The organism is Mycobacterium sp., assembly GCF_049673265.1.
Lineage (GTDB): Bacteria > Actinomycetota > Actinomycetes > Mycobacteriales > Mycobacteriaceae > Mycobacterium.
This window is the reverse complement of record NZ_JBATXN010000500.1, coordinates 1-12,835: the sequence shown is the minus strand read 5'-3', so window position 1 is coordinate 12,835 and position 12,835 is coordinate 1. Positions and strand designations below refer to the sequence as shown.

Sequence of the window (12,835 nt, the reverse complement as noted above, 5' to 3'; positions counted from 1 at the left end):
GACGAGCACCCGAGCCGGCCCGTCGAGCACCCGCCCGATCACCCGCCACCCGGCCGGGGCCGGGCCCGCGAACGCGGCGACCAGAGCATGGTCCTCTCCCCCGCCGAGCACCCACGTCCACGCGTCGACGCCGACCGCCTCGGCGGCACCCAGTAGTGCTTCGCGATCGGCGCGCAGGGCCTCGGTGCTCAGGTCGACGGTGACGCCGGACGCCTGGGCCAGATGCCGCAAGTCGCCGATCAGACCGTCGGAAATGTCGATCATCGCCTGAGCACCGGCGTCGGCAGCTGCCCGGCCCTGCCCATAGGGCGGCTGCGGGATGAGATGGCGATGCCGCAAGTCGTCGAATCCATCAATACCGTTGTGCCACAGTGCATATCCGGCAGCAGAGTGCCCGAGCTGGCCCGCGACGGCGATCCGCGAGCCGGGTCGCGCCCCGGACCGCAGCACCGGCGCTCGGCCATCCAGATCGCCGAGCACGGTGATCGACACCACCCACTGCGGGCTGCTGACCAGATCTCCGCCGACGATGCCGGCGCCAATCCGGCCGGCCTCGTCCCACATTCCGTCGGCCAGCGCGCTGACCTGTGCGGTCGGCGTTTCGGGCGGTGCGCTGAAGCCGACCACGAACGCGGTGGCGCGTGCGCCCATCGCCTCGATGTCGGCAGCGTTCTGCGCGACGGCTTTACGGCCGACGTCGTGCGGTGTCGACCAGTCCAGCCGAAAGTGCCGGTTCTCGACGAGCATGTCGGTGGACACCACGACGCGACCGTCGGCGGCCAGCAGCACGGCCGCGTCATCCCCCGGTCCGACAGCGACCGCTCCCGGCTGGCGCCGGCCCCGTATCAGCCCTTCGATCACGCCGAATTCGCCGACGTCGCCCAGCGTGGGATCGGAGTCGCCGCTGCCCACATCACCTCCGGTAGGTTCTTGCCCGCTGACTTCGGGAGTGTAAGCGTGATCGACAACAAGAGCGGAAAGTGAGCCAGTGACCGACTCGGAGGGCCCGTCGCGGACGGTGCTGATCGCCGCATTGGTGCTGGCGGTCGGCGCCATCGGCGTCGTGTTGGCGATCGCGGTTACCCGCCACCCGCCGCTACAACCGGTGGCGATTGCAACTGTCCCCGCCCCGCACGCGCAGGATCCACCCTGCCGGACGCTGCTGGCGGCAGTGCCGCAGCGGCTCGGCGACTATCAGCGCGCGTCCATTGTGCAGCCCGTGCCTGCAGGCACCGCCGGCTGGCGGGCGGCAAGCGCTAGCGAACCGGTGGTGCTGCGATGCGGACTCGACCGTCCGACCGATTTCGTGGTCGGTTCGCCGATCCAGGTCGTCGACCAGGTGCAGTGGTTTGAGGTGCGCCAAGATGACCGCTCTACCTGGTACACGGTCGACCGGCCGGTCTATGTAGCGCTCACGCTGCCGCCGGGGTCTGGCCCGACGCCCATCCAGCAGCTTTCGGAACTGATCGGCCACACCATGCCGGCGGTCCCGATCAGCCCAACGCCGGCCGGCTAACACCATCTCTGGCAATCGAGTATGAAGCCTGGGATTCGAGTGTGAATCCTGGATGGGAAAATTGCGATTCTGTCGCCCTCAATTCACGCTCGACGCCGCAACTTCACACTGGGGAGCCGGCAGCGGCAAGCGTCAGCGCAGACCCGTTCCGCGCGCGAGCGCCGTTTCGACCATGGTCGCCACCAAGGCCGAATACTCGACCCCGCTGGCGGCCCACATCCGCGGATACATCGAGATCGTAGTGAATCCCGGCATCGTGTTGACCTCGTTGACTATTGGCCCGTCGTCGGTGAGGAAAAAATCCACCCGGGCCAGGCCTTGGCAATCGATTGCCTTGAACGCGCGGATCGCCAACTCACGCACCGCGTCGCTCACGTCGTCGTCGATCTTGGCGGGAACGTCGAGTTCGGCTGCGTCGTCGAGGTATTTGGTCGCGAAGTCGTAGAAGGAGTCTTCGCGGCCGCGCACCCCAGCCACCCGGATCTCTCCGACGGTGCTGGCTTGCACTGCGCCATCCGGGAATTCGAGCACGCCGCATTCCAGTTCACGGCCGACGACGGCGGCCTCGACGATCACCTTCGGATCATGCTGGCGCGCCAGGGCAATGGCCGCGGGCAACGCCTCCCAGCTGGTGACCCGGCTGACGCCGATCGACGAGCCGCCGCGCGCGGGCTTGACAAATACTGGCAGCCCGAGGCTTTCGCGTTGCGCGGGTTCCAGTGTCGACTGCGATGCTCGCAGCACCGCATGCGCGCCGATCGGAAGTCCTTCGGCGAGTAGCAATTTCTTGGTGAACTCTTTGTCCATCCCCGCCGCGCTGGCCAACACCCCGGCGCCGACGTAGGGCACGCCGGCCAGTTCGAGCAGACCCTGGATGGTGCCGTCCTCCCCGTAGGGTCCGTGCAACACCGGAAAGACCACGTCGACGGACGCCAACACTTCAGCCCCACCGGGCGACAGCGACACCAACTCACCGGCTCGCTGCGGATCTGCCGCCAGAGCCAGTTCGGTGCCCGATTCTGAGCTCACCCCCGGCAGCTGACGGTTGGTGATCGCCAGAGCGTCCGGGTCGCCGTCGGTCAGCACCCACGAGCCATCCGGGGTGATGCCGACCGCGACCACGTCAAACCGCTCCGGATCAAGGTTGCGCAGAATGCTGCCCGCCGAGACGCAGGAAATGGCGTGCTCGTTACTGCGCCCGCCGAACACGACGGCGACGCGGATGCGGTCACGGGCACTCACAACCTAGAGAGGCTACCGCCTGGGCGCCGTGGCGCTGGTTACCAGCTCATTCCGGTTTGGTACTGCGTCCCAACAGCAAAGCCACCGCCTGGTCCACTGACAACCCCTTGTGACAGACCCGGTGCACCGCGTCGGTCAGGGGCATCTCGACGTCGTAACTCGAGGCCAATGCCAGCACGGACTCGCACGACGTCACCCCTTCGACGACGTGGCCGCCGCGCGCCTGCAGCGCCGACTCCATCGTCTGGCCCCGCCCCAGGCATTCGCCGAACGAACGGTTACGTGAGCGGGGCGAGGTGCAGGTGGCCACCAGGTCACCGACGCCGGCCAAACCCGCCAACGTTGTGCCTTTAGCGCCGACCGCTATGCCGAACCGCATGATCTCGGCCAGCCCGCGGGTGATGATCGCCGCCGCGGTGTTTTCACCCAGGCCAACCCCCGCCGCCATTCCGCAGGCCAGCGCGATGACGTTCTTGCAGGCACCGCCGATCTCAGTGCCGATCACGTCGGGATTGGTGTACGGCCGGAAGTATCCGGTGTTGAGCATGCGCTGTACGGCCACCGCGCGACCGGAATCGCTGCACGCAATGACGGTGGCAGCGGGTTGCTCATCGGCGATCTCGCTGGCCAGGTTGGGCCCGGAGATGACCGCGACCTGCGACGCGTCGACGCGGGTGACCGCAGCGATGACCTGGCTCATCCGCATCAGCGTGTCTAACTCGATGCCCTTGGCGGCGCTGACGAGGGTCGCACCATCGGCGAACAGGCTCTTCCACTGTTCGACATTCGTCCGCATCGTCTGCGCCGGCACAGCCAGCAGCACGGTTGACGCCCCGCTCAACGCTTCGCCCGCATCCCCGGTGGCCCGGATGCCCGCCGACAATTTGATGCCGGGTAAGTAGTCGGGGTTGTGCCGGCTGGCGTTGATTTCCGCGGCGAGGTCGGATCGCCGCGCCCACAACGTGACCTCGCCGCCCGCGTCGGCCAGCATCTTGGCCAGCGCGGTCCCCCATGCACCGGCCCCCATCACCGCTGTCGTGCTGGCCATCGTCTGCCTTCGTCTCCGTCTCTCGTCGATGCGCTAACTTCAGGCGCTCCACCGTAGCCCAGCGACAATGCAGGCACTGGCAGGATGGCGCTATGAACGGCAGCCAAGCCGACACCGGCCCCGATGTCGGCTTGATCGTCGCCGTCAAGCGACTAGCCGCCGCCAAGACCAGGCTCGCGCCGGTGTTTTCCGCACAGACGCGGGAAACGGTAGTGCTGGCCATGCTGGTTGACACCCTGACCGCCGCCGCGAGGGTCGGGGCGGTGCAACACATCACCGTCATCACGCCCGACGACGCCGCTGCGGCCGCGGCAACCGATCTCGGCGCTCAGGTGCTGTCCGATCCCACGCCCGAAGGTCACCCCGACCCGCTGAACAATGCGATCGCCGCCGCCGAGCAGGTGGTGGCCCAATCGGTAGCGAATATCGTTGTGCTGCAAGGGGATTTACCGGCATTGCAGACGCAGGAACTCGCAGAGGCGATCGCTGCGGCACGACATCACCAGCGCAGCTTCGTCGCCGACCGGCTCGGCACGGGCACCGCGGCGCTGCTCGCCTTCGGCGTCCCGCTCGACCCGCAGTTTGGGCCGGATTCCTCCGCGCGACATCGACGTTCGGGCGCGATCGAGCTCACCGGGGCGTGGCCCGGATTGCGCTGCGATATCGATACACCCGATGACTTGGCAGTCGCGCGCCGTTTGGGGATGGGCCCGGTGACCGGCCGGGCCGTTGCCGCCAGCCGGTAACGATGGGTGAACGGCTTCTCAACGGTGAATGGACGTCAACTGGTGGGTAGCAGCACCGCCCGATAATGGGGAATGATCGCAAGGGTGACCGATATCGAAGCCAGGGAAGCCACGGAAGCCGCCGCAGCAGGTGCTACCAGCTCAGCGGAGGCCCGGCAGGACGGGCCCGCGTGGCGACCTGACGACTCAGCACCGGCCGCACCGCCCGCTGCCACGGCAGCGTTGGTCAAAGACGAACTTCCCGAGCACCGTTACCTCAACCGCGAACTGAGCTGGCTGGACTTTAACGCGCGCGTGCTGGCGTTGGCCGCGGACACCTCGCTGCCCTTGCTGGAGCGGGCAAAGTTCTTGGCGATCTTCGCCTCCAACCTCGACGAGTTCTACATGGTTCGCGTCGCCGGCCTGAAACGGCGCGACGAGATGGGTCTGTCCGTGCGCTCCGCTGATGGTCTAACCCCGCGCGAGCAACTGCGTCGCATCGGCGAGCAGACCCAACACATCGCCAGCCGGCACGCACAGGTCTTCCTGGACTCGGTGCGGCCCGGGTTGGCCGCGGAAGGTATCCACGTCATCACGTGGGCCGAGGTGGACGAGGCTGAGCGCGAACGGCTATCGACCTATTTCAACGAGCAGGTGTTTCCTGTCCTGACTCCGCTGGCGGTCGATCCCGCTCACCCATTTCCCTTCGTCAGCGGCTTGAGCCTGAATTTGGCGGTCACGGTCAGGCAGCCCGAGGACGGCGGTCAACACTTCGCCCGGGTCAAGGTGCCCGACAACGTCGATCGTTTCGTCGAGCTCGACGACAGGCAACACGACCAGGGAAGGGCAGAAGTTCGCTTTCTGCCGACCGAGGAGCTGATCGCGGCCTTCCTCCCGGTGCTGTTCCCGGGTATGGAGATTGTCGAGCATCACGCGTTCCGCATTACCCGCAACGCCGATTTCGAGGTCGAAGAGGATCGCGACGAGGACCTGTTGCAGGCCCTCGAGCGGGAATTGGCGCGTCGACGGTTCGGGTCGCCGGTGCGCCTCGAGGTGGCCGACGACATGACCGAGCACATGTTGGAGCTGCTGCTGCGCGAACTTGACGTGCATCCCGGTGATGTCGTCCAAGTGCCGGGGCTGCTTGATCTGTCGTCGCTATGGCAGATCTACGACGTCGACCGGCCGGCGCTGAAGGATCCGACGTTCGTTCCTGCCACTAACCCGGCGTTCGCCGAGCGGGAAACGCCGAAGAGCATTTTCGCGACACTGCGCGAGGGTGACGTGTTGGTACACCACCCCTACGACTCGTTCTCCACAAGCGTGCAACGATTCATCGAGCAGGCTGCCGCCGATCCCAATGTGCTGGCGATCAAACAGACGCTGTACCGCACGTCGGGTGACTCACCGATCGTTCGGGCGCTGATCGAAGCAGCGGCGGCCGGAAAGCAAGTAGTGGCACTGGTCGAGATCAAGGCGCGGTTCGACGAACAGGCCAACATCGCATGGGCACGCGCACTGGAGCAGGCGGGAGTCCATGTGGCATACGGCCTCGTGGGCTTGAAAACGCATTGCAAGACTTGTCTGGTGGTACGTCGTGAAGGCTCGGCGATCCGTCGCTACTGCCACATCGGGACGGGCAACTACAACAGCAAGACCGCGCGGCTCTATGAGGACATCGGCCTGTTGACCGCCGACCCCGACATCGGTGCCGACCTGACCGACCTGTTCAACTCGCTGACCGGCTATTCACGCAAGCTGGACTACCGCAACCTTTTGGTTGCGCCGCATGGCATTCGCGCCGGCATCGTCGAACGTGTCGAGCGCGAAATTGCCGCTCACCACGAATCCGGCAGCGGGCGGATCCGGCTCAAGATGAACGCGCTCGTCGACGAGCAGGTCATCGATGCGCTCTATCGCGCGTCGCAAGCCGGCGTGCGTGTTCAGGTGGTAGTACGCGGAATTTGTGCGCTGCGCCCCGGCGTCGAGGGCTTCTCCGAAAACATTTCCGTGCGCTCCATTCTGGGACGTTTCCTGGAGCACTCGCGGATCATCCATTTCGATGCCATCGACGAATTCTGGATTGGTAGCGCCGATATGATGCACCGCAACCTCGATCGGCGGGTCGAAGTGCTGGCTCAGGTGAAAGATCCCCGACTGACAGCACAGCTGAATGACATCTTCGAGTCGGCGCTGGACCCCGCAACGCGCTGCTGGGAACTGGGACCGGAAGGGGCGTGGACCGCGTTACCGCAAGCGGGTCACACGGTTCGCGACCACCAGGTATCGCTGATGGAGCGGCACCGGAGCTCCTGATGCCACCTGTACCATTGCGACGATGTCCATCAGCCGCGAAGGTGCGAATTGACTTGCCAGCGTTACGGTGCCGACTCTGGGTCGGATGACTTAGTGTGAGCGAGAAAATCATTTGGGCCGCCGGTGCGGTGCTCTGGCGACCCGGACCCGGCGGGTTGGTCGAGGTTGCCATCGTTCATCGCCCCCGCTACGACGATTGGTCGCTGCCCAAGGGCAAAATGGATCCCGGGGAAACCGAACCGGTAACCGCGGTCCGAGAACTTTTCGAGGAGACCGGTCACCGCGCACAACTTGGTCGCCGACTGAACAACGTGAGCTACCCGGTGGACCAAGGCGTCAAGCGGGTTCGCTACTGGGCGGCGCGCAGCCTGGGCGGAGAATTCGCTCCCGGCCGAGAAGTCGATGATCTGATCTGGCTGTCGACCGCCGACGCGATCGGGAAAGTGTCCTACCCACACGACCGAAAGGTCTTGCGCCGGTTCGCCAAATTGCCGGCGCACACCCAAACTGTATTGGTGGTTCGGCACGGCACCGCGGGCAGCAAGTCTCGATTTTCCGGTGACGACAAAATGCGACCGCTGGACAAGAAGGGCCGTGGGCAAGCCGAGGCACTCGTCGGGCAGCTGTGTGCTTTTGGTCCCACCGACGTGCACGCGGCCGATCGCGTGCGATGCCACCAAACCGTTGAGCCGCTGGCCGAGGAGCTGGGTGTGGTGATCTGCAATGAGCCCACGCTGACCGAGGAAGCGTATGCCGAGAATGCTAAACGCGGTCGACGGCGAGTTCTGCAGATTGCGGAGTCACACCGCACGCCGGTGATCTGCACGCAGGGCAAGGTGATTCCAGACCTGATCGCTTGGTGGTGTGAACGCGACGGGATCCGGCCGGACAAGTCCCGCAACCGCAAGGGAAGCACGTGGGTGCTGTCGCTGGCGGACGGTCGTCTGGTTGCCGCCGATCACATCGGTAGTGCGCTGGCCACCAACGTGGTGACCTGACACGAAGATTCGCCGCGGGCGTCTCGATCGAGCCGGCCCCGCGGCGAATCTTTGTGCTCAGCGGTTAGTGCTTACCGACGGCCGCGACGGGCCGTGGCCTTCTTGGCCGGAGACCGCTTGGCAGCGCTCTTCTTGGCCGGAGCCTTACGAGCGGGAGCCTTTCTCACGGCTTTTTTGGTGACCCGCTTTGCCGGCGACTTCTTGGCAGCCTTCTTCGCGGCTTTCTTGGCGGGCGCCCGCTTGGTCGCGGCCTTACGGGCCGGTGCCTTCCTCGCAGCGGCCTTACGGGCCGGAGCCTTCTTGGCAACCTTCTTCACGGTCTTCTTGGCGGCCTTCTTCGCCGGCGACTTCTTGGCGGTCTTCTTGGCACCGCCGGCCACGACACCTCGCTTCACTGCTGGTCCTTCCGCTGGGAGGCGCTGCGCGCCAGAGACAACCGCTTTGAATTGTGCGCCCGGCCGGAACGCAGGCACAGATGTTGGCTTTACCTTTACCGTCTCACCGGTGCGGGGGTTACGGGCTACACGTGCCGCGCGACGACGCTGTTCGAAGACACCGAAGCCGGTAATGGTCACGCTGTCACCCTTGTGCACCGCCCGCACAATAGTGTCGACGACATTCTCCACGGCGGCGGTTGCCGACCGTCGATCTGAGCCCAATTTATCTGTGAGCACATCAATGAGCTCTGCCTTGTTCATGCAAAATCCTCCGCTGCTCGCGGTCCACGTTGGACCGACTAGAGGACACGGTAAACCCTCAGGCGCCTGATTTCCAAGAGCCACGCGCAATTTCAATCGGTTCTGGCGAACTTTTTAGGAATCCGGTTGCCGCGCTTGGTCGGTGGCGAACGCGTGAAATACACCGCTGTAGCGCCCGAAATTCGGGGCCAATCGAACCGTCAGGAAGTTGGCAGCGTCTGCGGTTTCCAGGCCGGCCGAGTTGACTCGAAAACTTCGATCTGGTCCCGTTTTCGCAGCGTAAGGGCTATATCGTCGAGGCCTTCCGTCAGACGCCAGGCGGTGTAATCGTCAATCTTGAACGGCACCACCACCGTTCCCGCGGCCACATTCCGATCTTGAAGATTGACAGTGATTTCCAACCCGGGACTGCTCTCGATCAGCTTCCAGAGCAGTTCGACATCATCTTGGGCAACTTCGGCGGCCAGCAGCCCCGCCTTGCCCGCATTGCCCCGAAAAATGTCACCGAACCGCGACGAGATGACTACTCGGAATCCGTAGTCCATAAGCGCCCACACCGCGTGCTCGCGCGAGGACCCGGTGCCGAAATCGGGACCGGCGACCAGTACTGAACCTCTGTCAAACGGACTGAGATTGAGCACAAAAGAAGGGTCGTTGCGCCACGCCGCGAACAATCCATCTTCGAAACCCGTTCGGGTCACCCGCTTCAAATAGACCGCCGGAATGATCTGATCGGTGTCGACATTGGAACGCCGCAGCGCCACTCCGATACCGGTGTGAGTGTGAAAAGCCTCCATTGCGGTTCTCCCTCTTCTCAGTTCAAGTCGGCGGGGGCGGAGAGCTTCCCGCGTACCGCGGTGGCGGCGGCAACAGCGGGCGACACCAAGTGTGTGCGGCCTCCCTTGCCCTGGCGTCCTTCGAAATTGCGGTTCGACGTTGCCGCGCACCGCTCCCCCGGCGACAGCTGGTCGGGATTCATCCCAAGGCACATCGAGCAGCCGGCCTGACGCCACTCGGCGCCGGCGGCTGTGAAGATCTCGCCCAGCCCTTCGTTTTCGGCCTGTGCGCGAACCCGCATCGAACCCGGCACGACCAGCATCCGCACTCCGTCAGCGACTTTGCGGCCTCGCAACACTTCGGCTACCACGCGTAAATCCTCGATGCGGCCGTTGGTACACGATCCGACAAACACCGCATCCACCGCGATATCACGCATCGGGATCCCGGGCCGAAGGTCCATGTACGCCAGCGCTTTCTCGGCGGACTGGCGCTCGTTGTCGTCGGTCATCAGTTCGGGGTCAGGCACCGTCGCCCCCAGCGGCACGCCCTGCCCCGGATTTGTTCCCCAGGTGACAAACGGAGTCACCGACGCGGCATCCAAATAAACCTCGGTGTCAAACTCCGCGCCTTCGTCGGTAGCGAGCTGATCCCAATGGGCCAGCGCCGCATCCCACTGTGCGCCGGTCGGGGAATGCGGGCGTCCGCGCAAGAATTCGTATGTGGTCGCATCGGGTGCAACCATCCCCGCTCGGGCGCCGGCCTCGATGCTCATATTGCAGATCGTCATCCGGGCTTCCATCGACAGCGATTCGATGGCACTGCCGCGATATTCGATGACATGGCCTTGGCCACCGCCGGTGCCGATCTTGGCGATCACCGCAAGAATGATGTCCTTGGCCGTCACACCCGCCGGCAATTCACCGTCGACGTTGACAGCCATCGTCTTGAAGGGGCGCAGCGGAAGTGTCTGAGTGGCCAACACATGTTCGACCTCGGAAGTGCCGATTCCCATTGCCAATGCGCCGAATGCGCCGTGCGTGGAGGTGTGGCTGTCACCGCACACGATAGTCATTCCCGGCTGCGTCAGACCCAGCTGCGGGCCGACGACATGCACGATGCCCTGATCGATATCGCCCATCGGGTATAGCCGGATCCCGAATTCGGCGCAATTGCGTCGTAGCGTCTCGACCTGATTGCGAGAAACGGGATCGGCGATCGGCTTGTCGATGTCGATGGTCGGCACGTTGTGGTCTTCGGTGGCCAACGTCAGGTCGGGCCGATGCACCGGACGCCCGGCCAGACGCAGACCGTCGAATGCCTGCGGACTGGTGACTTCGTGGATCAGGTGCAGATCGATGTAGATCAGGTCGGGCTCGGTGCCCCCACCCGAAGCCACCACATGGTCGTCCCAAACCTTCTGCGCCAGCGTACGTGGGCGCCCGGCAGCAGTGTCAGCTGAAGTTTTTGTCACCAGGTCATCCAATTCTTGATCTCACTATGCGAGACGTTAGTATCTCTCTGTGAGACAGGATAGCGGCATCGGCGTCCTCGACAAAGCCGTAGTGGTGCTGCACACAATCGCGGAATCACCGTGCGGGTTGGCAGAATTGTGCGAACGCACCGGTCTACCCAGAGCCACCGCACACCGATTAGCCGCCGGCTTGGAGGTCCATCGCCTGCTGGCACGCGACGGCAATGGGCGTTGGCGCCTCGGCCCCGCCGTTAGCGAGCTGGCCGCTCAGGTCAACGACCCGCTGTTGGCGGCAAGCGCGACGGTGCTGCCGCGGCTGGGCGAGGTCACCGGCGAAAGTGTGCAGCTGTACCGCCGCGAGGGGACCTCGCGGATTTGCATCGCCGCCGTGGAACCACCTGCGGGCCTTCGCGATACCGTACCGGTCGGAATGCGCTTGCCGATGACGGCCGGATCCGGCGCCAAGGTGTTACTGGCGTACGGCGATGACGCCACGCGGCAGGCAGTACTGCCGGCCGCAAAATTCAGCGACCGCGCGCTGGCCGAAGTCCGGCGGCGCGGTTGGGCGCAGAGCGCAGGCGAGCGCGAGCCGGGAGTAGCGAGTGTGTCGGCGCCGGTACGTGATAGCAGCGGTGCGGTAATCGCCGCGATCTCGGTGTCGGGTCCGATCGACCGCATCGGCCGACGTCCCGGGGCCCGTTGGGCGGCTGATCTGCTGGCGGCGGCCGATGTGCTTACCCGCCGGCTCTGAGGCAGCTTGATTGCCCGCCCATCCATCCCGGAATGAGACCTGACACACTGTCGCGGTGACTTCTCTGACGGCTGAGGCCGCCCGCTTCTTTTCATGCCGCGTTGGCATGATGGGCCAGTCCAGCCCGCAGGATGTTACGTGCGGCGTGTTCGTCTGCCGGGGTGCTGTGACCACAGCGTTGGCAGGCGAATGCCGCTTGCGTGACGCGGTTGTCGCGCGCTGTGTGCCCGCAGCGCTCACACCGGTCGGAGGTGTGCCGGGGGTCGACCTCAATGCAAGCGCGCCCAGCTTCTTCCGCTTTGGCGTGCAGTATCGAGACGAACTGGCCCCAGCCAGCGTCACTGATCGATCGGTTGAGCCCAGATTTGGCCCGGGCTCCGTTGGGCAGGAACATGCCGGGATTGTCGGGATCCGGGACGGGTTTGGCCCGGCGCAGCATGTTTGCGATCTTCAAGTCCTCCACGACGATCATGTCGTATCGGGCGACGAGTTCGCGGGCTTGTTTGTGATGAAAGTCCTTACGTTGGTTGGCGATCTTGCGATGCCGCGCCGCAACGGTTTCGCGTTTGGCTGCACGGTTCTTGCCACCGCGGCGGGCCCGTTGGAGGCGCCGCTGGGCCGCGGTCAGCCGATTCGCCGCGGTGTGCGCCCAGCGCGGATTGTCCACGTGGTCTCCGTCGCTGGTGGTGGCAAAGCTGACGACGCCGACGTCGATGCCGGCCTGACGACCTGTTGCGGGCAGCGGATCGGTGGGCACGTCATCGCAGGACAGCACCAGCATCCAGCGCCGCCCTTGTCGTTTGATCTGGATCGTTTTCACCCGGCCTGCCACCTCGCGGTGCAGTTCAACCTTGATCTCGCCGATGCCTTGCAGATACACCCGGCGCTGTTCGGGCAGCCAGCGAGCACCGTCGCCGTTTTTAGTCCACTCCACGCTGTCGAACCGGCCAGCACCTTTAAACCGTGGATACCCCGACCTCACACCGGCTTTGGCTGTCTTGACGCGCCGGAAAAACCCGGCGAATGTCTTGTTCAATCGCCGCAATGTCGCTTGCTGACTGGAAAACGACCACACCGCTTGATCCGGGCGCGCCGCGCGTATCTCAGTCAGCTGCGCCGACTGGTCTCCATAGCTGATCCGAGTCTTGCTGGCGTGCGACCAGGCGTCCCTGCGTTCCCGCAACGCCGCGTTGTAAAGCTCGCGATGGGCGTCCACACAGGTCGCCAACGCCACATGCTGGCGGGCAGTGGGCCGCAACCGAAACACATACGCCCGCCTCACAACAAACC

General features: G+C 64.8%; 12 protein-coding genes. 5 read left to right on the top strand and 7 right to left on the bottom strand.

Annotation, left to right across the window (positions count from 1 at the left end):
* A partial coding sequence (locus WBF82_RS17300) for a thiamine-phosphate kinase (RefSeq protein ID WP_424384191.1) occupies positions 1-912 on the bottom strand: 912 nt, incomplete at its 3' end.
* Between the two features lie 76 nt (positions 913-988).
* Here WBF82_RS17300 and WBF82_RS17295 point away from each other — a divergent pair.
* A complete protein-coding gene (locus WBF82_RS17295; protein WP_424384190.1) occupies positions 989-1,516 on the top strand; it encodes a DUF3515 domain-containing protein in 528 nt (175 codons plus the stop codon).
* A gap of 132 nt (positions 1,517-1,648) precedes the next feature.
* On the opposite strand, the gene WBF82_RS17290 is transcribed toward WBF82_RS17295, so the two are convergent.
* Positions 1,649-2,758 (bottom strand): D-alanine--D-alanine ligase family protein, encoded by a 1,110-nt coding sequence (locus WBF82_RS17290; protein WP_424384189.1) that lies wholly within the window; start codon positions 2,756-2,758, stop codon positions 1,649-1,651.
* A 46-nt stretch (positions 2,759-2,804) separates the two neighbouring features.
* On the bottom strand, positions 2,805-3,806 hold the full coding sequence (locus tag WBF82_RS17285) for an NAD(P)H-dependent glycerol-3-phosphate dehydrogenase (RefSeq protein WP_424384188.1): 1,002 nt from the start codon (positions 3,804-3,806) through the stop codon (positions 2,805-2,807).
* A 92-nt stretch (positions 3,807-3,898) separates the two neighbouring features.
* Between WBF82_RS17285 and cofC the strand changes: the two genes are divergently transcribed.
* The 3 genes from cofC (at position 3,899) to WBF82_RS17270 (ending at position 7,845) form a co-directional block, all read left to right on the top strand.
* Positions 3,899-4,552, top strand: coding sequence for a 2-phospho-L-lactate guanylyltransferase (cofC, locus tag WBF82_RS17280; protein ID WP_424384187.1), 654 nt, complete (start codon positions 3,899-3,901; stop codon positions 4,550-4,552).
* Positions 4,553-4,645: 93 nt separating this feature from the next.
* Positions 4,646-6,847, top strand: a complete 2,202-nt coding sequence (locus tag WBF82_RS17275) for an RNA degradosome polyphosphate kinase (RefSeq protein ID WP_424384192.1) — start codon at positions 4,646-4,648, stop codon at positions 6,845-6,847.
* A 95-nt stretch (positions 6,848-6,942) separates the two neighbouring features.
* Positions 6,943-7,845, top strand: a complete 903-nt coding sequence (locus WBF82_RS17270) for an NUDIX hydrolase (RefSeq protein ID WP_424384186.1) — start codon at positions 6,943-6,945, stop codon at positions 7,843-7,845.
* A gap of 71 nt (positions 7,846-7,916) precedes the next feature.
* Here the strand turns inward: WBF82_RS17270 and WBF82_RS17265 are convergent, their stop codons facing one another.
* The 3 genes from WBF82_RS17265 to leuC form a co-directional block, all read right to left on the bottom strand.
* Complete coding sequence (locus WBF82_RS17265) at positions 7,917-8,543, bottom strand: HU family DNA-binding protein (RefSeq protein WP_424384185.1); 627 nt, start codon at positions 8,541-8,543, stop codon at positions 7,917-7,919.
* Between the two features lie 200 nt (positions 8,544-8,743).
* Positions 8,744-9,340: a 3-isopropylmalate dehydratase small subunit gene (leuD, locus tag WBF82_RS17260; protein WP_424384184.1), complete on the bottom strand. Its 597-nt coding sequence runs from the start codon at positions 9,338-9,340 to the stop codon at positions 8,744-8,746.
* A gap of 17 nt (positions 9,341-9,357) precedes the next feature.
* A complete protein-coding gene (gene leuC / locus WBF82_RS17255) occupies positions 9,358-10,794 on the bottom strand; it encodes a 3-isopropylmalate dehydratase large subunit (protein WP_424384183.1) in 1,437 nt (478 codons plus the stop codon).
* Between the two features lie 49 nt (positions 10,795-10,843).
* On the opposite strand from leuC, the gene WBF82_RS17250 reads away from it, so the two are divergent.
* A complete protein-coding gene (locus tag WBF82_RS17250; RefSeq protein WP_424384182.1) occupies positions 10,844-11,545 on the top strand; it encodes an IclR family transcriptional regulator in 702 nt (233 codons plus the stop codon).
* A gap of 91 nt (positions 11,546-11,636) precedes the next feature.
* Here the strand turns inward: WBF82_RS17250 and WBF82_RS17245 are convergent.
* Positions 11,637-12,835, bottom strand: a 1,199-nt coding sequence (locus tag WBF82_RS17245; RefSeq protein ID WP_424384181.1) for an RNA-guided endonuclease InsQ/TnpB family protein, incomplete at its 5' end; no start/stop codon positions are given.

Excerpts from the sequence above, each read along its gene's own strand:
- WBF82_RS17285 (WP_424384188.1), bottom strand. The coding sequence starts at position 3,806 with ATGGCCAGCACGACAGCGGTGATGGGGGCCGGTGCATGGGGGACCGCG.
- cofC (WP_424384187.1), top strand. The coding sequence starts at position 3,899 with ATGAACGGCAGCCAAGCCGACACCGGCCCCGATGTCGGCTTGATCGTC.
- leuD (WP_424384184.1), bottom strand. The coding sequence starts at position 9,340 with ATGGAGGCTTTTCACACTCACACCGGTATCGGAGTGGCGCTGCGGCGT.
- WBF82_RS17265 (WP_424384185.1), bottom strand. The coding sequence starts at position 8,543 with ATGAACAAGGCAGAGCTCATTGATGTGCTCACAGATAAATTGGGCTCA.